Consider the following 18,516-nt stretch of genomic DNA (forward strand, 5'->3'; position numbering starts at 1 on the left):
CCGATGAATCACCTGAGAATCCGAAGTGACCTGGAACACCCCTGTGAACTACCGATGAAGAAGCAGTTCGACCGCCTTCACAACCGCCTGCCGGCGCACCGTCCGGGCCGGCTGAGCAGCCCTGTACTCCGGATTCATCGTCGACCAACTCGTCGCGATCGACTGGATCAACGACAGCAACGCGACCGGTGAGAAGTCCGCCGGTACCTCCCCCGCCGACTGCGCCTCCTTCAGCGCCCCCAACCGCTCAGCATTCACCGCAACCACCGCATCCAGCTGCGCACCCTGCGGCCGCTCCAGCCGGTACCACGTCGCCAGCCGCAGATGCCCCGGATTCCGCTCGAAGTAGTCGAAGACCCGGCCCGCGTACGTCGGCAGATCCTCCGCGTCGAACCCCACCTCCGCCAGATACAGCTCCACGTACGCCGTGAAGACCGCGTCGAACAGCCCGTCCTTGCTCCCGTAGTACGCGTACAGCATCGCCTTGTTGCACCCGGCGACCGTCGCGATCCGGTCCACCCGCGCCCCGGCGATCCCGCGCTCGGCGAACTCCTCGGTCGCCGCCACGAGGATCTGCCGCCGGGTCCGTTCCGCGTCTCTCTGCATGCCGTCCAGGGTAGCCAACCAACCGGTCAGTTGCATCTTGCCGTCAGGCGAGGTTTCATAGAACTATCCAACCAGTCAGTTACATTCTTACGGAGAGATCATGAGCAAGACCTGGCTCATCACCGGCAGCTCCCGCGGCCTCGGCCGCGAGCTCACCAAGGCAGTCCTCGCCGGCGGCGACCGCGTCGTCGCCACCGCCCGCAAGCCCGAACAGCTCGACGACCTCGTCGCGCGGTACGGCGATCAGATCCGCGCCGTCGCGCTCGACGTGACGGACGCCGAGGCGGCTCGGAGCGCGGTCCAGACGGCGATCGACGAGTTCGGTGGTCTGGATGTCGTCGCGAACAACGCCGGCTATGCGAACAGCGCGCCGATCGAGGAGACGCCCGACGAGGACTTCCGTGCGCAGCTCGAGACCAACCTGTTCGGCGTCGTGAACGTCACCAAGGCGGCACTCCCGTACTTCCGTACGCAGCGCGCCGGCCACTTCCTGCAGTTCTCGTCGATCGGCGGGCGGGTTGGTGGTACGCCGGGCATGGGTGCTTATCAGACTGCGAAGTTCGCCGTCGAGGGGTTCTCGGAGGTGCTCAGCAATGAGGTGAAGCCCTTCGGTGTGAAGGTGACGATCGTCGAGCCCGGCGCCTTCCGCACGGACTGGGGCGGTTCGTCGATGACGATCGCTGCTGTCGGGGCCGACTACGAGTCAACGGTCGGCGAGCTCAACCGCTACCGCCTCAAGGTAGACGGCCAACAACCCGGCGATCCCGCCAAGGCGGCCGCAGCCATCATCACCGTCGTCGCGCTCGACGAGCCGCCGCTTCGCCTGTTGCTCGGCAAAGACGCATTGGAGCACGCCGACCGCGCCTCCCGTTCCCGCGCCGAAGAAGCCGCCCACTGGGCCCACCTCACCACCTCAACCGACTACGAATAAGACTCCCGCCGATCATGCCGCCCCAGGAGTTGCCGATCATGTGGGTGCGGTCGATGGTCAGGGGCGTCGAGGATCTGGACGATCACCGTGTCGACGTAGCGGTCCACCATCAGTGTCCTACTTCCGTACGGCGGCGACGGCGTCCGCGAGCAGGTCGATGCCTTCAGCAACATCTGAGGCGGTCAGGCTGCCGTAGCCGAAGACCAGACCGTCAGGACCGGGGTTCTGCACCCAGTACGGCCTGAGCCCATAGACCCCGACGCCGCGTTCGCGTGCGGCCTGCGTCACGTCGCGCTCGGTCAGGTCCGGCGGCAGCCAGGTCAGCACGTGCAGCCCGGCCGACACCCCGACCGGTCGCAGATCCGGCACCCGTGAAGCCAACTGCCCGACGAGCAGATCACGCAACGCCCGGTACCGCGGCCGCATCCGCCGCAGATGCCGGTCGAACTCACCCCGCGCCACGAAGTCCGCGAACGTCAACTGGTCCAGCACCGACGACCCACGATCGTCCACGAACTTCGCCGCCGCCATCGGTTCCACCAACCACTCCGGCAGGATCAACCACCCCAGCCGCAACCCCGGCGCCAGCGTCTTGCTCGCCGTCCCCGCATACGCCACCCGCTCCGGCGCGAGCCCCTGCATCGCCCCGATCGGCTCCCGGTCGTACCGGTACTCCGCGTCGTAATCGTCCTCGATGATCAAGGCTTCCCGCCGCGTCGCCCACTCGATCAGCGCGGCCCGCGTCGCGGCCGACGTCACCGCCCCGGTCGGAAACTGATGCGCCGCCGTCACCAGTACGACGTCCGCCCCCGACCGCTCAAGCGCCTCGACGTCCAACCCAGCCTCCAGCACCGGTACGCCGACAGCCTCCAACCCAGCCGCGGCCGCCACCCCGCGAAGCTCGTCATCGGACGGATCCTCAACCGCCAACCGCTTGTACCCAGCGGCGGCGAGCACCTGGAGCAACAACCGCGATCCCTGTGCAAACCCGTTGCAAACAAGCATGTTCTCCGCCTGCGCCGACGTCCCGCGAACCCGGTTGAGGTAATCGGCCATCGCCTCCCGCAACTCGATCGCCCCTTGCCCGTCCAGATAGGCCAGCGCCCGATGCGGCGTCTCGTTCAGCACCCTCCGAACCGACCGCAACCAAGCCGCCCGCGGAAACTGCGTCACATCAGGCCGGCTGTACCGAAAGTCGATCCGCGGCGGCCCAACGATCTGTTGTGTAGCGATGGTTGTCAGCTTCGCTGTAGAGCCAGGAACAGCGGCCGGGGCAACCTGTGTGTACCCACCTGCCCGGCTGACCAGATACCCCTCGGCGACCAGTTGCTGGTACGCCTCGACCACCACTCCCCGCGACAACCCAAGGTCTGCGGCGAGCGCTCGCGTCGCCGGCATCACCGTATCGGCGCGGAGCAACCCCTGCCGGATCCGCTCCCGGATCCCGCTCTCCAACTGTTGATGTAGCGGCACGGAACCATCCCGGCGCAGCTCGACCAGCAGCTCCCCGGCCCCCGAATTGGTCCTGGATCGGCTCATACAACTGGACCTTATCCGGGTACCGCTTCGCTGTCAGGGTGGAGACAACAGCAAATTCCAGCCAGAGGAGCAGCACGATGACCGCCACCGACACCCTGACCTTGCTGCACCCCGGCGACACCGGGTACGACGAGGCGCGCACCGTCTGGAACGCCATGGTCGACCGCTACCCGGCCGCGATCGCCCGCTGCCGTAGCACCGCCGAAGTCGCCGCCGCCGTCCGTTACGCCCGGGCCAACGAGCTCGAGATCGCCGTGCGCTGCGGTGGGCACAACATCGCCGGCCTCGCGGTCCCCGAAGGCGGCCTGATGATCGACCTCACCCCGATGGCCGAGGTCGACGTCGACCCGGACGCCAAGGTCGCCCGGGTCCAGGGCGGCGCGCTGCTCGGCGAGCTCGACCGTGCCGCCCAGAAGTACGGACTCGCCACGACGGCCGGCAACGTCTCGCACACCGGCGTCGGCGGGCTCACCCTTGGCGGCGGCATGGGCTGGCTGGCACGGCAGTACGGACTCGCTTGCGACAACGTCCTCTCCTACGAACTGGTCACCGCCGACGGCGATGTCGTCACGGCGTCGGCGACGGAGAACCCGCAACTGTTCTGGGGCCTGCGCGGTGGCGGCGGCAACTTCGGCATCGTCACCGAGTTCGTCTTCCGGCTGCACCAGATCGGCACCCGCGCGCTCGTCGCCGACTTCACCTACCCCACCGCCGAGGCCTTCGAAATCCTGCAGGCCTGGCGCGACCTGAACGCCACCGCCCCGCGCCAAGCAACCTTCACGGCGAGCATCAACGGCGACCGGGTCACCGTCGGCTTCGTCTGGGTCGGCGCCCCCGGCAACCCCGACGCACTGCTCGACGCCTTCCGGGCAATGGGCAACGCCACGAGCGAGTCCGTCGAGGAGATGTCCTACCTGACCCTGCAGACCCGCGACGACAACGTCCAGGGTCACCGCTTCCGCCGCTACTGGAAGGGCCACTACTTCAAGAGTCTGCCCGACGAGGCGATCCGCGCTCTGCTCCGCAACCCCGGCATCGGCGCGAGCCTGCAGGCCTACGGCGGCGCGATCTCCGAAGTACCGGACGAGGACGCGGCCTTCAGCCACCGCGACACCCTCTTCGAGTTCGTCACCGCCACGCGCTGGGAGGACGCCAAGGATGACGACGAGCGCATCGCCACCATTCGCGCGTACGCCGCCACCATCGACCAGTACGCCGGTGGCGCCTACCTCAACACCTTGAACGGCGAGACCGTCAACCGCGCCTTCCCGCCCGCCAAGCTGGCCCGCCTGACCATGCTGAAGACCATCTGGGACCAGGCGAACATCTTCCACCTGAACCAGAACATCAAGCCGGCCTGACGGTTGCCGCGGTCAGCCGAGCGGCGAGCAGGTGTGAGCGCTCGATGAGTTCTGACGGCTCCAGGATCGTGAAGTCGTAGCCGAGGGAGCCGGTGTGCATCAGGAGGTCGTCGAGGGAGTTCGAGCCGACCTTGAGCAGGCAACTGCTGTCGTCGATCGACTCGACTGCGCCGACGGTGCTGGGGATTCGGTCGGCGATCTGCTCGGCGGGGGCCTGGATGACGAATTCGGCCTGGTAGCGGTAGCCGCCTGAGGCCACGCCCTGCATTGTGCGGTCGAGTTCGGGGGCGTCGCGTGGGGTGAAGCGGGGACCGGTGGGGATGCGCGGCTCGAGGCGGTCGAGGCGGAAGGTCCGCCAGTCGTCGCGGTCCAGGTCCCAGGCGACCAGGTACCACCTTCGCCCGGTGTGGACGAGTCGGTGCGGTTCCGTAGTACGGACTGTGGAGGTGCCGTCGTGGCTGCGGTAGTCGAAGCGGAGGCGTTGATGGTCGCGGGCGGCAGTCGCGACCGCCATCACCACCTCGGGTGAGACGGCGGCGCCGACCGATGGGGCGACGGCGACCGATTGCAGGAGTCGCACTCGGTGGCGCAGGCGCGACGGCAGGACCTGTTCGAGCTTGGTCAGTGCGCGGACCGACGACTCCTCGATGCCCGCCACGCTTCCGGTCGCGGCCGCGCGCAACCCGATGGCGACGGCGACCGCTTCCTCGTCGTCGAGCAGGAGGGGTGGCAGGGCGGCTCCGGCGCCGAGCCGGTAGCCGGCGACTCCCGGTACGGCGTCGACCGGGTAGCCGAGGTTGCGGAGCTTGTCGACGTCGCGGCGGACGGTCCGTACGCCGACGCCCAGCTCCTCGGCGAGCGCAGTACCGCTCCAGTCGCGCGGGGACTGCAGCAAGGAGAGCAGCTTGAGGAGGCGTGCCGAGGTTTCCAACATGTTCTGAAGTCTGTCATCCAGCTAGGACACAGGCTGACCTAACTGGGTGAGAGAGTCGGAGACATGAAGCCTTTCACCATCGACATCCCGCAGAGTGCCCTCGACGACCTCAAGTACCGGCTCGACCACAGCCGGCTGCCCGCGCCGCTGCCCGGTGACGGCTGGGACACCGGCGTACCGGTCAGTTGGCTGAGTGAGCTGGTCGAGTACTGGCGGACCGAGTACGACTGGCGCGCGGCGGAGAAGCAGCTGAACAGCTTCCCGCAGTACACGACCGAGATCGACGGTCAACTGATCCACTTCCTGCACGTGAAGTCGCCCAACCCGGACGCCTTGCCGTTGGTACTCACCCACGGCTGGCCGGGTTCGATCGCCGAGTTCCTGGACATCATCGGGCCGCTGACCGATCCCGAGGCTCATGGTGGCGACGCAGCGGATGCCTTTCATCTGGTGATTCCGTCGCTGCCGGGGTTCGGGTTCTCGGGGCCGGTGCACGAGAGCGGCTGGACCCGGGCCGGGATCGGGCGGGCCTGGGCGAAGTTGATGGCCGAGCTCGGGTACGAGCGGTACGGCGTACAGGGTGGTGACATCGGTGGGGCGGTCTCGCCGGAGGTCGCCCGATCGGCGCCCGAGCATGTCGTCGGCGTTCACACGAATGGTGGGCCGAACCTGCCGCCGATGCAGATGTCGGCGGAGGAGCTCGCGACGCTGACTCCGCTGGAGCAGGATCGGATGGCGCGGATCCAGGCGTTCCAGCGCGAGGAGTTCGGCTACATCCAGATCCAGATGACCCGGCCGCAGACGATCGGGTACGGACTGGTCGACTCACCGGTCGGGCAGCTCGCCTGGATCATGGACAAGTTCCGCGAGTGGACGCATCCGCGCAGCGCGCTGCCGGACACGATCATCGACCGGGACCGGCTGCTGACCAACGTGATGATCTACTGGCTGACCGGTACGGCGAGCTCGGCGGCGTACGTCGGGTACGCGCAGAACTCGTGGGGCGAGCAGCCGGTCAATTCCGGCGTACCGACGGCCGTGCTCGCTTTTGCGCACGACGTCTGCATCCGGAAGTACTGCGAACCCACCAACAACATCACGCGCTGGACCGACGTGGACCGCGGTGGGCACTTCGCGGCGCTGGAGGAGCCGGAGATCCTGGTCGGCGACGTCCGTGAGTTCTTCCGCGACCTGCGGTGAGATTCTTCAGCTAGGCCGCTGGATCCGGATTGATGCCGAGGGCACGCAGAATGTACGTGCCCTCGGCAAGCTGTTGCAGTCCTCTGCGCTCGTCGCCCAGAGCCAGCGCGGCCCGGCCGAGCGCGAGGTGGCTGTAGCCCTGCGACATCCAGTCCCCGAGCCGGACCGCCATCGCGAGCGCGACCTTCTCCCTGGCCAGCACCGCCAGCCAGTCGACGGGCCCAGTTTCGACCCGGTTCTCCAGAACACTCAGTGACACAGCTGAAGCTTAGAGCCACGGCATCTCGATCACTTCACGGCCGCCGCTCGACGGCGGCGGCCGCGGTGCTGTTGCTACTGGCGCTCGAGGATGACGATCGGGATCACCCGGTCGGTCTTCTTGGTGTATTCGTTGTAGTCCGGCCAGACCTCGGCCATCTTCGGCCAGATGGCGGCGCGCTCCTCGTCGGAGGCGATCCGTGCCTTGGCGGCGAACTTGTCGCCCTTGATCTGGACCTTCACGTTCGGGTCCGCCACGAGGTTGAAGTGCCAGCCCGGGTGCGCCTGCGCGCCACCGGCGGAGGAGACGACCGCGTAGCCACCGTCGACCTCACGGAAGATCAGTGCGTTCTTGCGCTCCTCGCCCGACTTCCGGCCGACCGTGGTCAGAATGAGGATCTCCGCGCCGTGGTCGCCGAAGTCGTATCCTTCGGCGCCATCAGTCGCTTCGTAGCGCTCGATGTGCTCTGCTCCGTACAGCATTCAGTTCTCCTTGCTCGCGCGGGTAATAGAACTTAGAACCATCATCCGGCACCGGTTGTTCCCGGTCAGCCACCGGGGGTCAGCAGGCGGATCAGCGGCGGGCCGGTACCGGCGTACGGGCCAGGTCCGTGGCGACGACGATCTCGCCGTCGAACTCCTCGGCCGCCTCCGCGTGGAAGGGGGTGAGATCGGTGTACCGCTGAGAGAAATGGGTGAGCACGAGCTTCCGTACGCCGCACTCCTGCGCGACCCGGGCCGCTTGGCGCGCGGTCAGGTGGCCGAAGTTCCTGGCCAGCTGGGCCTCCGACGACAGGTAGGTCGACTCGATCACCAGCAGGTCGGCCCGGTCGGCGAGCCGGAAGACGCCGTCGCAGAGTCGGGTGTCCATCACGAACGCGAACCGCTGACCGGCACGGGGTTCACTCACTTGCTCGATGGTGACCGTGCGGCCGTCGACGACCAGCGATCCGGCCTGTTGAAGACGGCCTACGGCGGGTCCACTTACGCCGTACCGGCTGAGCTCCTCGGGCAGCATCCGGCGACCGTCGGGCTCGATCAGCTGGTAACCGAAGGACTCGACGGGGTGCTCCAGCCTGCGCGCCCAGAGTTGGCCGAAGCTGCCGACGGAGAGCAACCCGTCCTCCTCCACCGGCTCCTCCCGCAATTCGGCCCGCTCGTAGAACGAAGCGGCGTACCGGAGCCGGGTGAAGTACTCCTGCCCGGACTGCGGGTAGTGCGCGTGGACGGGGTGCTGCACGTCGTCGAGCGACAACCGCTGGATGACACCCGGTACGCCGAGGCAGTGGTCGCCGTGGAAGTGGGTGACGCAGAGTCGCGTGATGGCGGTCGCGGGCACACCGGCGTACAGCATCTGCCGTTGCGTACCCTCGCCCGGATCGAACAGGAAGCCTTCGGAGTCCCAGCGCAGGAAGTAGCCGTTCTGGTTCCGCTCCCGCGACGCCACCTGACTACTGGTGCCCAGCACAACCAGTTCTCGCACTTGGTCAGGCTAGTGCCTTGATGAGCGTTGTCGAGGAGATATTTCCGCCGCAACTGACGACGGCTACTCGTTTGCCTTGGAGTTGGTGCTGTCGGGCTTTGGCGGCTGCGAAGGCCATCGCGGCTGAGCCTTCGACGAGCTGATGCTCGGTGTCGATCACCATTCTCAGGGCGTTCTTGATCGCGTCCTCGCTGACCAGGACCCAGTCGTCGACCAGCCGGCTGCAGAGGTCGAAGGTGATGCTGCCCGGTTCGACGCTGCCCGCCGTACCGTCCGAGAGTGTTTCCCCGCCCTCGATCGCGATGATCTGGCCGGCCGCGACCGACGCTGCCATTGCTGCGTCGACCTCGGGCGAGGCGCCGTAGACCTTGATGCCGGGCAGGTGCTTCTTGAGCACTGCCGCGACGCCGCTGACCAGGCCGCCGCCACCGACCGCTACCACTACCGCGTCAATTGGCTTGTCTGCTATCTGTTGGAGGATTTCCAGCGCCGCCGTGCCTTGGCCTGCGATGATGTCCGGGTCGTTGTAGGGCGAGACGTAGGTCAGGTCGTGCTCTGCCGCGTAGGCGCGAGCCTTCGGTTCGAGTACGCCGGAATCGTTGCCTTCGGCCCGGATTTCCAGACCGAACCGCTTGAGCGCGCCGACCTTGCTGGGCGACGCGTTCTCCGGCAGATACACGATCCCGCGACCACCGAGCGCCGCCAGCGCGTTCCCGACACCGAGCGCGTGATTACCGGTCGACGCGGTCACCACCCCACGCTCCCGCTGCTCATCGGTCAGCGTGAGGATCTTCGCCATCGACCCCCGCGCCTTGAACGACCCGGTCCGCTGCCGATGCTCACTCTTCACCAGCACCTCGGCGCCGAGCTCGTCACTGAACGCGTCGAAGGTGACCAGCGGGGTGGGCGGCAGATGCTCGCGCAGCCTCGGCGCGAACTCCTCGGCCTTCGCCGCGATCTCGGCGGGGGACGGCGCCTGAGTCATCCGGATCTCCTCACATCAGCGGGGGTACGTCGGAACTCTCGCCACGCTATCCGGCTCGGCCCAGCCGCCGCTCGCCCGGCCGGGGACACGGCTTCGGGGGAAACTGTCGGTGGGGTCGGCGAGGGTGGAGCGATGACTGGTTCATTGCGTATCGGACTCGTGTTCCCTCCGTCTTTGCCGCCGGAGACGCTCCGGTCGGTCGCGGTGTCGGTCGACGCCGCCGGGCTGGACGACTTCTGGGTGTCAGAGGACTGCTTCAAGGAGAGCGCCGTCGCCAGCGCAGTGGTCGCCTTGGCTGCCACTGAGCGGGTGCGAGTGGGGATCGCGCTCCTACCGGTGGCGCTGCGCTCGGTGGCTCAGGCGGCAATGGAGTTGGCGACGATCGACCGACTGTTCCCCGGGCGGTTCGTGGGCGGGATCGGGCACGGCGTACAGATGTGGATGGGGCAATCCGGCGTACAGGCCGACGCGCCCCTGACCTTGCTGCGGGAGTTTGCTCTTGCGTTGCGGCGATTGCTGGATGGCGAGTCCGTGACGGTGTCGGGGCGGTACGTGAATCTGAGTGAAGTGGAGCTGGCGTATCCCCCGCTGCAACCGCCACCGCTGCTGATCGGCGCCGCCGGCCCCCGCTCCCTCGCCTCCGCAGGCGAACTAGGCACCGGCACCCTCCTCTCCCTCGGCCTACCGCCCACCGCTGTGAAGGAGTCAGCCGAAATCACCCTGGCCGCAGCGGACGGCCGACCGCATGAGGTGTTCGCCAGCCTGCCCGTTGCAACAGGGCCGGACGCGCGTGCCCGGGTGGATGCCGAGCTGGCGAACTACGGCATCCCCGGCGGCCCCGACACAGGCGCGGCCGGCTCCCCGACCGCCATCGCCGACCGCTTCCTGGAACTGGCCGCCGCCGGCGCAACCGGTATCTCCATCCAACCCTGCGCCGACGAACCCGACATCGCCGCCTTCGCCCGCTTCATCGCCGAGGAGGTCAGACCACTCCTCGGCTGACCTTGCCGCCGCCGCGCCGGGATAGGCGAGAATGCGGGGACTGTCGGTTCGACTCGAGGTGGTGCGCAGTGGGCAGTGATCCGCTTTGGACCGGCTACCGATACCGAGCCGTGGACGACGACGGCTGGCTGACCTTCTGGCGCCTGGACCCTCGCGACCAGCCCTTCGAACTCCACGACTGGCTAGGCCGCCCAGACCGCCCCGGCCACCGCCTCTGGCTACGCGCCGCCACACCCGCCGGAGTACGAGCCTCCTGGCGTACGACGGCAACCTCCGTAACCCTGGAGATCCGCAACACCCCCACCATCTACGCGGAGTCCGCCCCTGTCGACTTCCTCCTCAACGGCGAGCTCCACTACCGCCAACCCTTGGACTTCGGCGAACAACAAATCACCGTCCCCCTCCCCGGCTCGGGCGATCTCGAGATCTGGCTACCGCAGGCCGGCGCCATCAGCGTACGAACCGTCTCCTTCACCGGGGAAGCCGAACCACTCCCACCAACTGGCCCCCGCTGGATCACCTACGGCAGCTCCATCACCCAATGCACCGGCGCGAACGGCCCTTCCGAAACCTGGCCCGCCCTGGTAGCCCGCCAACACGGCTGGGACCTGGTCTCCCTAGGCCTAGCCGGCGAATGCCACCTGGACCCCATCGCCGCCCGCACCATCCGCGACACCCCAGCCCGCCTGATCTCCCTCTGCCTAGGCATCAACATCTACGGCGGCGAAACCTACAACGGCCGAACCCTCCCCGGCCAGGTAGAAGCCTTCCTCCGCACAGTCCGAGACGGCCACCCCCACACCCCCATGGTCGTCATCACTCCCCTGGTAGCCCCCACCCTCGAAGGCAAACCCAACGCCGTAGGCCTAACCCTCGACGACATCCGAGCCTGCGTATCCCTAGGCGCCCGCACCCTCGCCGACCCCGACCTCCATTTGGTCGACGGCCGCACCATCCTCACCCCCGAAGAAGCCCGAACCCTGTACGCCGACGATGTCCACCCCACCCCCGATGGCTACCACCTGATAGCGACCCGCCTGGCCCCACTCCTGACCCTCCCGCTCTGACCACCCGGCGATGGCTGCTGACGGAGATAATGCGGGCATGGCTGGGGACGAGTACAGAATTCTGCGCGACCAGAGGGACGCGCCGGATCGGGTGCCGCGGGTGGAGTTGCCGATGGGTTTCGAGGTGTTGCGGGCGGCCGACGTACTCGAGGAACTGTTCACGACGGAGAGCCGGTTGGACGCGGTCGCGCTGGTGGTCGGAGATGAGGTGGTCGGCGGTACGAGCCGAGATCACGTCTTGGTGCCGGTCGAGGAGGAGCGTTCGGTCGGTACCGGTGACGGAGCGACCCTGCCGGGCTACTCGGCGACGTACGAGTTGCTGAAGTTCGTCTGTGCGGAGTGCGGGCGGGTGACGTACCGGCTTCAGGTCGATCCGCGGGACGAGCCGCGGTGCGTGGACGGACACGGAGCATTGGAGCTGGAGCGATGAACCTGGACGCCGCGGCCAAGCCCTTGGGGGACGTGTTCGGCGGCAGATTCGGGCTCGTGAACTACCTTCCGTTCTATGGCGCCGCCTTGTTCCTGTTGGTGGTGATCTGGGCCGGCGCACCAGGTGAGTTGCGGTTCGGTCGGGCCTGGTCCATCGCCGGTGGGCTCGGGCTGGGCGAAGTACTGCTGCTGACCGTTGCGCTCACCGTGATCGGGGCAGCGACGCAGCCCTTGCAGTTGGGGTTGGTCCGACTGGTGGAGGGATACTGGCCGCGGCGGCTCGACCGGCTCGGTGGCCGGCTGCGGAGGCGGCACGAGGAGCGCCGGGAGGCGATGGTCAGGGCTGCCGCGTTGCCGGAGCGGCCCGAGGCTCTCACCCAGGACGAGCTCAATCGGATCGGAATCGCCGCGACCACGTTGGCCAAGCGTTACCCGGCGAAGGACGCCGTCCGGGCGACGGCGTTCGGCAACGCGTTGGCGGCAGCCGAGGCGTGCGCCGGAGCACGGTTCGGGTGGGATGCGGTGGTTGCCTGGCCACGGCTTTACCCGGTGCTCGGTGAGCGGGTCCGTGAGATCGTCGACGACCGGCGCAACACGATGGACTTCTCAGTGCGACTGTGTGCGGTCTCGCTGGTGACCGGTGCGGCTGGGCTGGTGCTGCTGCTCAGCTCAGGATGGTGGCTCTTCCTGGCGCTGGTGCCGGTCGCCATCGGCCTGTTGGCCTACCGCGGCGCTGTGGAGTCGGCGATGGCGTACGGCGAAGCGATCGAGGCAGCGTTCGATCTGCACCGGTTCGACCTGCTCGCCGCACTGCACCTGCCATTGCCCGCCGATCAGGAAGCAGAACGGAAGCTGGCCGCCGAACTGTGCGCGTCCTGGCGACAGGGCGCGACCGTGTCGACCGCGTACGAGCATCAAGGACCGAAGTGAACGTGCGATGCCCACCGCATCGGGTCGTCCGGGAAGCGGCGGCGCACGGTCGCAACGGCGGCATGCAGAGCTGACGCCGGGCCGACCGCCGGTACGGCGTCGTACACCTCGGCCACGAGGTCGACTGACCGGGCATCGCTGACCGGCCAGACGGTTCCGATGACCTGCGGGCAGCCTGCGAGGAAGAGCGCACCTGCAAGGTGCAGAGACTCATCCGGAACGCCGACGTCGCCACGGGCGGTCTCGCAGGCAGACAGGAAGGCGAACCTCGGCACGACCCCGATCCGGATGAGCTCGACGACCGTGAGCGGATCGTCAGCCAGGATGAGCCGCCCATCGGACGGTACGTCGGCGTCCTGCCTGCCGTGGCAGGCGAAATGCACGACGTCGGCCTGCTCCATCGCCGCCACCACCTCCCGCCAGGTTGCGTCCGGCCCGGACAGCACCCGAGGTGCCGGCAACCGGCCCGCGGCCACCTCGCTCTCCCGCTCGGCATGCGGGAGAGCCGACAGGCCCGGCGTCTCGGGCATCGCCACGATCAACGCGGACCGCCACTCCCGGACCAGGCGGCCCCGCGCGGCGACCAGCGCCGTCAGCGTCGGGGTGTACGACGAGATCACCCGATCTGGGACCTCGCCCGCCGCGTGCAGTGGGAGCGCCATCATCGGCCCCGTCAAACACCACCACAGCCGGCCTACCCGCGTCGGCTCCAACGCCGCCAGCACCGGCCCGGCAATCGTCTCCCACAGCCAGTCACAGGTCTGCAGCACGACGACCCGCGACCTCAGCCGGCCGGGCTCGCGGATCGCACAGTCGAAATCCTCCGCGTGCCGGGTCACCTCGGGCAGATCGATGGCAGGCAGTGGTACCACGGTGAGACCTGTATCGGTCACGATCAATGCATCGCACCGGTAGCGGCTCACGTTGACCACGACGACCGGTCCGTCGACCGCCACGTCGCGAATTTCCCCGTACCTCGATCCGCCGGCGGCCCGCAGGCGCGCAGTCAGTTCGTCCCAGCGCCGAGCGAGTTCGCGGCGTCGCGGGCCGGCCCAGTACTCCCGTCTGTCGGTCAGCCCGTTCAGCTGGTCATGCAGTTCCGCGAGTTCGGGGTCCGCCTCGGCGCCCGGAGACATCAGCAGTACGCCGCGACCGGTCTCCAGGAGCTCGATCGCCAACTCCGGTCGGCCTTGGTTCAGAGCGGCAGCCGCGGCCTGGGACGGCAACCCGGCCAGCTCGGCGAGCAGCCGACGTCGCTCCCGGTGCTCGAGACCGCGCCAAACCAGCTCAGGCAGTAGCCCGACCGCCGCGCTGAAGCCCTCGAGCGCCGTGCTCCAGTCGCCCAGGTCGGCCGCCAGCTCACCCCACAGCTTCGCGATCTGGGCCCGGAGGAAGGTCGGGACAGCACTGTCGGCGACGACGTCCCGGCTATGGCCGATGGCTGCCCGAGCGGCCTCGTGGTCGCCGTTGGTTCGGAACTCACGTACTCGGACGCCGGCGAGACCGATCACATACCGGTGGAGCTGTGGGTCGTCGGCGGCTGCTGTGTCCAGCGACTCGCGACAGGCCCGCTCGGCCTCGGCCAGGTCCGCGGGATCGAGGCTCACGTCGTACCTGGCGAGCAGGCTGGTGGCCAGCAAGCTCAGCGAACGCGGGCGGCCCGAGTGGTCCCGGGAGAGCGCGCTGACCGATTCCTCTGCCGCACTGATGACCCGATCCAGCTCAGCCTGGCCGGTACCGGGAGATGGTTGGGCTCTCAGGTACGCGGTGACGTAGTTGTGCAGGTAGACCACTCGATCCGGATGGCCGGTATCGACGGCGTCCAAGCCTCTCCGCGCGACCGCGATCGCCTCGGCGGCCAACTGCTGATCGTCGGCGTCCTTGAGGGACTGGCCGAGCTCGAGGCCGTAGTCGGCCAGCCGCTCGATGCGGTCCCGTCCGCTGTCGGTGTTCGGATCGGCCGCCATCGCACCGTAGTAGATCGCGTTGTACAGGTCGGACCGCTCGCCGAAACGGGCGAACCGGCGTTGGTGCGCGAGGCCGAGGTCGCGCGCACCCTCACGATGGCGTGCGCTGTCCTCGTAGAGCAGGTCGAGGGCGCCGCGGTACAGCAGGATCGCGGAGTCCAGGTCTTCGGCATTGTTGCGCCACTCATACCTCCGCAACAGCACCCGGGCGAGTTGCTGCATCCGGCTCGGGCTCTGCCCGGCCCGCACTGCCTGTTCCGCCGCGTCGTACGCGTCGTCCAGGTCAGCCACGCTGCCGGTGCGGTCCAGACGCGAGATGAGGGCCGCCGAGAGGTTCACCCGCGGCCCCGGTTGCTGGTCCGGTGGCGCGAAGCGAATCGCGATGTGCGCGATCTCGACGGCCTCGTCCAGCCGTGTCAGGTCCCCTGTGGCCAGGGCAAGGTCGCGCAACGCGACGGCGCGTCCCTCGAGGTACATCCATCGGCGCTCATTGTTCGGTGCGGCTCGTTGGGTGGCCTGGAAGAAGGCCGCGACGCTCTCGGCCAGATCGTGGGCGCTGGATTGCTGCACACCACGGGCCAGCAGTGCACGGCCGAGGACGTAGGACGCCTCCGCCTCGAGCGCCGGGTACGGGTCGGCCAGGACCTGCGCGGTTCGGCCGGCCTCGATCGCCGCGTCGATGTCGGCCGGCACACCGAAACGTTCGAACCGGGTGCGGAGGACCACTGCGATGTTCGCCGCCATCTGGCTGCGGTCAGCAGGATCGGGCTTGATCGCTGCGATCTCCGAGAACAGGGCTTCGGCGACGTCGAGCCCCAGGCGCCGGGCACGCGGCTCTTCCATGAACATCGCGGCGACCGTACCGGCTAGTTCGTCCGCCTCTTCGAGGCTGCGATGGAGGTACAGACGAGGAACGAGGTTGGCGGCAGCAGCATCTGGGCCGTGCTCCGCGGCAAACGGCAAAAGCTCCTCGACCAGCTCGGCGGCGGTGGCGTCGACGGCCCAGCGAGCGTCACGTTCCGCACCGGCGTCCTCGTTGTGCGTCTCTGGCGGCGGCTCGCGGTTGAGCATCGGGTCATACGCTTCCCAGGTCAACTCGCCGCGACTCGCCAGACCGTCGAACTCCAAGGCGATCCCCCGGTCGACGTCATCAGCTCCGGCCTCGTACCGGCACCAGTAGTACTCCGCGATCGCCTTCGCCAGCTCGACGTCCACCCCAGAAGTCCACACAGGAAGGGCGAAGTCACTCCGGAGAACGTCGCCCATCGCGTCCTGCACCCGGCCGTCGACCTCCTCGGACAACAGCTCGCCCGGGTCTTGCGACCGCTCGTACCGGGAGATGACCCCGCGGATGAACCGCAGCGAGCGATCACGACCGCTCCTCGATCTCCGCCCCCGACGCCCGACCACACGGCAAGTATGTCGGCCCACTGCCGAGCCGGGGAATGGCCAGCGACCGGCTAGCTCAGTTTCTTGGTGAGGGCGGCCAACGTGCTGGCGACTCGGGCCCGGTTGCCGATGGCGACGTACAGGTCGTAGGTAAGGCGGTCACCGGCGTTGAGGGCAGTGGTGGTCTGGTAGGTGACCTGCAGGTTCGCTTCGCCGAGCATGGCGTTGTACGGGGCGGGTGGGCGGGTTTGGGCATAGTAGTAGGCACCGGCCTCGCGGGCCGCGGGTGGGAGGAGCATGCCCAGGCAGTAGCCGCCGTCTGCGGTGCAGCGCATCAATGGCAGGTTGCTTGCGTACGACTCGGGTGCTCGCTTGACCAGCTTGTTGGTAGCTGGGTCGTACGAGTAGACGTTTACGAAGTCGCGTTGCAGGTAGGCGACCAGCACGCCGTCGAAGTTGTCCTGCACCGTGTCCTCGGAGGTGAGGTCGGCCGACAGACGGATCACGTTGGTGGCGAGGCCGTGGTCGGGTGCCAGGGCGACTCGAGTCCGCAGCCAGTACGGCGACAAGCCTTGCGTGTACGGCGATCTGGCCGGCTGCAGGTCGGCGCCGTGGCAGCCGTCGTAGCCGGCGTGCTGGTCGGCCCAGGTCATGTACATGGCCGGCCGCTGCTCGGTACGGATCGTCGCCGCGCCCTCGTGCTCGAAGGTGTACAACGCGCTCGTACTCGACTTCGCATGGAACGGCGGCGCCTGCCCGTCGGAATCGATCCGCGCCCCGGCCTGCGTCGGGTTGTAGCACTCACTCGCCTGCTTGCCGTTCCCCCACCCGTGGAAGGCGTACTGGAACGCCGACCCGTACCCACCACTGGCAATGAATTCCTTGCCATTCACAGAAACCGAAGCGACCGCCCCGGCCAACGCCGCCGACGACGTCACCGCCAACCGGTTGCGCCCATCAACCAAACTCGAAACGGTCACGTCGTCGAAGGCACGATCCCAGTTCTGCCGCGTCGCACAAGCAGCCCGATACGTCGACACGAAGTCGTAGTACGCCGGACTGCTCGCCGGCGGCGGAGTGCACCGACCATCCTGCGCCGCTACGGAATCCACCCGCGGCACACCACCCCAGCCATCGCCACCGCCCCAACAGCCACCACCACAACCGGCTTCCACCAACGCATCGAACACCCCTTCCCGAGACTCGCTTCAGGTTTCCTTGGTGAGGCTGGTACTACGTCGCGCGCCAGACCGCGGTGAGTGCGACGGCTCCGCGGGGGGTGGTGTGCAGGACGGTCGCGCCGTTCTTGTAGAGGTACGGCTTCCAGCCGCTCGGCTGGTGGCCGGCGGCGTACCAGCCGGTCTTGCTGGTGTCCTTCGGGTTCTGGTACCGGGTCTTGTCGTCGAAGGATCGCTTCGCGGTCCAGCCGGCGAAGGTGTGGCCGGAGCGGGTGAAGGTGTTCTTCCGCAGCGCCGTCGACCGGCCGTAGAGCACCACGGTGGGTGACATCGATCCGGTGCCGCCCGCGGCGGCGTACGTCACCGTGAACTGGAAGTTCTCGAGGCGGTAGAGCCGGCCCGCGCCGATGTTGAACCCCAGGTAGTAGGTGCCGCGCTGGTGGGTGAGGTGTTCGCTCTCGGAGCCGGAGGTGTGCTCATAGGTGCGCACCAGCTTGAAGGACCAGTTGTAGACGAAGATGCGGTTGGTCTTCTGCGTGCCCTTGGGGCTGGTGATCACGTAGACGTAGCTCTGGTCGCAGTCGATACCTTGCCCGAGGCCGGTCATCGCCAGCTTCGCCGACTTCCCGGTCTCCTTGAACGCGCTGTTGTAGGCGTAGTACTGGTTCAGCGTGCCGCCGGCGTACCGGTTGCCGACCGCGTCGTAGCACAGGCCGGTCGTTGTGTGCGGCAACTGGATGGTCTTCTCGATCGCGAGCGTTCCCGGGTTGATGATCCGGACGGCCCGTGCCTGGGTGGCGCCCTGGACCGAATCGTCGTTGGTCCAGGCGGGGATCATCAACCGCTTGGTGTCGGCGTTGTAGGCGATGTCGTTGCCGTGGCCGAGCAGGTTCGTGTGGTGACCGGAGCGGATCCGGAAGGTCGCGATCTTGGTCGGCGTCGACGCGTACAGCTTGGTCTTGATCAGCTGGGTGGAGTCGTAGACCTTGGTGCCGGACTTGGCGTGCTCCGACACGACGCTGTACCAGTACGTGCCGTCGGTGACCCCGCCGTTGAGCGCCGTGTACTTCGCCGAGGTCGGTTTGGCGGTCCCTGCCGGCGTCGGCCCGGTAACCTTCGGCAAGGCAGCACTCGCGGTCACTGCGCCACCGATGGTGAGCGCGCTGACAGCGCCGAGCGCAACCACCGTCCGCGCCAGCCGTCCGTTCCCATACCAAGCAAACATGAAGTCCCCTTCGCCGGTGCAGCACTTCCCAG

The 18,516-nt window shown here is 67.9% G+C and carries 17 protein-coding genes; 7 read left to right on the plus strand and 10 right to left on the minus strand.

The genetic code is table 11. The features are described 5' to 3' along the window. Nucleotides 1-48: 48 nt before the first annotated feature. Nucleotides 49-606, minus strand: a complete 558-nt coding sequence (locus tag ABD768_RS09365) for a TetR family transcriptional regulator (protein ID WP_343983185.1) — start codon at nucleotides 604-606, stop codon at nucleotides 49-51. Nucleotides 607-706: 100 nt separating this feature from the next. Between ABD768_RS09365 and ABD768_RS09370 the strand changes: the two genes are divergently transcribed. Beyond that, complete coding sequence (locus ABD768_RS09370) at nucleotides 707-1,537, plus strand: oxidoreductase (RefSeq protein WP_344839463.1); 831 nt, start codon at nucleotides 707-709, stop codon at nucleotides 1,535-1,537. A gap of 117 nt (nucleotides 1,538-1,654) precedes the next feature. On the opposite strand, the gene pdxR is transcribed toward ABD768_RS09370, so the two are convergent. Next, a complete protein-coding gene (gene pdxR / locus ABD768_RS09375) occupies nucleotides 1,655-3,076 on the minus strand; it encodes a MocR-like pyridoxine biosynthesis transcription factor PdxR (RefSeq protein ID WP_344839465.1) in 1,422 nt (473 codons plus the stop codon). 77 nt (nucleotides 3,077-3,153) lie between these two features. On the opposite strand from pdxR, the gene ABD768_RS09380 reads away from it, so the two are divergent. Beyond that, nucleotides 3,154-4,437: an FAD-binding oxidoreductase gene (locus tag ABD768_RS09380; RefSeq protein ID WP_344839467.1), complete on the plus strand. Its 1,284-nt coding sequence runs from the start codon at nucleotides 3,154-3,156 to the stop codon at nucleotides 4,435-4,437. Here ABD768_RS09380 and ABD768_RS09385 read toward each other — a convergent pair. Beyond that, complete coding sequence (locus ABD768_RS09385; RefSeq protein ID WP_343983171.1) at nucleotides 4,424-5,371, minus strand: helix-turn-helix transcriptional regulator; 948 nt, start codon at nucleotides 5,369-5,371, stop codon at nucleotides 4,424-4,426. The two genes, ABD768_RS09380 and ABD768_RS09385, sit on opposite strands and share 14 nt — an antisense overlap. A gap of 63 nt (nucleotides 5,372-5,434) precedes the next feature. On the opposite strand from ABD768_RS09385, the gene ABD768_RS09390 reads away from it, so the two are divergent. Next, a complete protein-coding gene (locus ABD768_RS09390) occupies nucleotides 5,435-6,571 on the plus strand; it encodes an epoxide hydrolase family protein (protein WP_344839470.1) in 1,137 nt (378 codons plus the stop codon). A 10-nt stretch (nucleotides 6,572-6,581) separates the two neighbouring features. Here the strand turns inward: ABD768_RS09390 and ABD768_RS09395 are convergent, their stop codons facing one another. The 4 genes from ABD768_RS09395 to ABD768_RS09410 form a co-directional block, all read right to left on the minus strand. Further along, complete coding sequence (locus tag ABD768_RS09395) at nucleotides 6,582-6,830, minus strand: hypothetical protein (protein ID WP_343983165.1); 249 nt, start codon at nucleotides 6,828-6,830, stop codon at nucleotides 6,582-6,584. A 74-nt stretch (nucleotides 6,831-6,904) separates the two neighbouring features. Further along, entirely contained in the window at nucleotides 6,905-7,312 is a 408-nt protein-coding gene (locus ABD768_RS09400; RefSeq protein WP_343983161.1) for a nitroreductase family deazaflavin-dependent oxidoreductase, read from the minus strand. Between the two features lie 91 nt (nucleotides 7,313-7,403). Then, nucleotides 7,404-8,312, minus strand: a complete 909-nt coding sequence (locus ABD768_RS09405; RefSeq protein WP_344839475.1) for a ribonuclease Z — start codon at nucleotides 8,310-8,312, stop codon at nucleotides 7,404-7,406. A gap of 4 nt (nucleotides 8,313-8,316) precedes the next feature. After that, on the minus strand, nucleotides 8,317-9,297 hold the full coding sequence (locus tag ABD768_RS09410; RefSeq protein ID WP_344839477.1) for a pyridoxal-phosphate dependent enzyme: 981 nt from the start codon (nucleotides 9,295-9,297) through the stop codon (nucleotides 8,317-8,319). Nucleotides 9,298-9,429: 132 nt separating this feature from the next. Here ABD768_RS09410 and ABD768_RS09415 point away from each other — a divergent pair, with 132 nt between their 5' ends. The 4 genes from ABD768_RS09415 to ABD768_RS09430 all read left to right on the plus strand — a co-directional run bounded on the left by ABD768_RS09415 (nucleotide 9,430) and on the right by ABD768_RS09430 (nucleotide 12,725). Then, a complete protein-coding gene (locus ABD768_RS09415) occupies nucleotides 9,430-10,299 on the plus strand; it encodes an LLM class flavin-dependent oxidoreductase (protein WP_344839479.1) in 870 nt (289 codons plus the stop codon). A gap of 68 nt (nucleotides 10,300-10,367) precedes the next feature. Beyond that, on the plus strand, nucleotides 10,368-11,366 hold the full coding sequence (locus ABD768_RS09420; protein ID WP_344839481.1) for a GDSL-type esterase/lipase family protein: 999 nt from the start codon (nucleotides 10,368-10,370) through the stop codon (nucleotides 11,364-11,366). Nucleotides 11,367-11,403: 37 nt separating this feature from the next. After that, on the plus strand, nucleotides 11,404-11,796 hold the full coding sequence (locus ABD768_RS09425) for a hypothetical protein (protein ID WP_344839483.1): 393 nt from the start codon (nucleotides 11,404-11,406) through the stop codon (nucleotides 11,794-11,796). Next, nucleotides 11,793-12,725 (plus strand): hypothetical protein, encoded by a 933-nt coding sequence (locus ABD768_RS09430; RefSeq protein WP_344839484.1) that lies wholly within the window; start codon nucleotides 11,793-11,795, stop codon nucleotides 12,723-12,725. The genes ABD768_RS09425 and ABD768_RS09430 overlap by 4 nt, the downstream gene beginning before the upstream one ends. Here the strand turns inward: ABD768_RS09430 and ABD768_RS09435 are convergent. From ABD768_RS09435 to ABD768_RS09445, 3 genes are all read right to left on the minus strand, one after another. After that, on the minus strand, nucleotides 12,710-16,102 hold the full coding sequence (locus tag ABD768_RS09435) for a CHAT domain-containing protein (protein ID WP_344839487.1): 3,393 nt from the start codon (nucleotides 16,100-16,102) through the stop codon (nucleotides 12,710-12,712). The two genes, ABD768_RS09430 and ABD768_RS09435, sit on opposite strands and share 16 nt — an antisense overlap. Nucleotides 16,103-16,152: 50 nt before the next feature. Beyond that, nucleotides 16,153-17,193: a hypothetical protein gene (locus tag ABD768_RS09440; RefSeq protein WP_344839489.1), complete on the minus strand. Its 1,041-nt coding sequence runs from the start codon at nucleotides 17,191-17,193 to the stop codon at nucleotides 16,153-16,155. Between the two features lie 121 nt (nucleotides 17,194-17,314). After that, nucleotides 17,315-18,484, minus strand: coding sequence for an InlB B-repeat-containing protein (locus tag ABD768_RS09445; protein ID WP_344839492.1), 1,170 nt, complete (start codon nucleotides 18,482-18,484; stop codon nucleotides 17,315-17,317). Between the last annotated feature and the right edge of the window lie 32 nt (nucleotides 18,485-18,516).

The sequence above is a fragment of the Kribbella ginsengisoli genome, assembly GCF_039537185.1.
GTDB classification, from domain to species: domain Bacteria; phylum Actinomycetota; class Actinomycetes; order Propionibacteriales; family Kribbellaceae; genus Kribbella; species Kribbella koreensis.

Coding starts and splice junctions, on each gene's coding strand:
- ABD768_RS09430 (WP_344839484.1), top strand. CDS start 11,793: ATGAACCTGGACGCCGCGGCCAAGCCCTTGGGGGACGTGTTCGGCGGC.
- ABD768_RS09410 (WP_344839477.1), bottom strand. CDS start 9,297: ATGACTCAGGCGCCGTCCCCCGCCGAGATCGCGGCGAAGGCCGAGGAG.
- ABD768_RS09425 (WP_344839483.1), top strand. CDS start 11,404: ATGGCTGGGGACGAGTACAGAATTCTGCGCGACCAGAGGGACGCGCCG.
- ABD768_RS09365 (WP_343983185.1), bottom strand. CDS start 606: ATGCAGAGAGACGCGGAACGGACCCGGCGGCAGATCCTCGTGGCGGCG.
- ABD768_RS09415 (WP_344839479.1), top strand. CDS start 9,430: ATGACTGGTTCATTGCGTATCGGACTCGTGTTCCCTCCGTCTTTGCCG.
- ABD768_RS09370 (WP_344839463.1), top strand. CDS start 707: ATGAGCAAGACCTGGCTCATCACCGGCAGCTCCCGCGGCCTCGGCCGC.
- ABD768_RS09385 (WP_343983171.1), bottom strand. CDS start 5,371: ATGTTGGAAACCTCGGCACGCCTCCTCAAGCTGCTCTCCTTGCTGCAG.
- ABD768_RS09380 (WP_344839467.1), top strand. CDS start 3,154: ATGACCGCCACCGACACCCTGACCTTGCTGCACCCCGGCGACACCGGG.
- ABD768_RS09445 (WP_344839492.1), bottom strand. CDS start 18,484: ATGTTTGCTTGGTATGGGAACGGACGGCTGGCGCGGACGGTGGTTGCG.
- pdxR (WP_344839465.1), bottom strand. CDS start 3,076: ATGAGCCGATCCAGGACCAATTCGGGGGCCGGGGAGCTGCTGGTCGAG.
- ABD768_RS09400 (WP_343983161.1), bottom strand. CDS start 7,312: ATGCTGTACGGAGCAGAGCACATCGAGCGCTACGAAGCGACTGATGGC.
- ABD768_RS09390 (WP_344839470.1), top strand. CDS start 5,435: ATGAAGCCTTTCACCATCGACATCCCGCAGAGTGCCCTCGACGACCTC.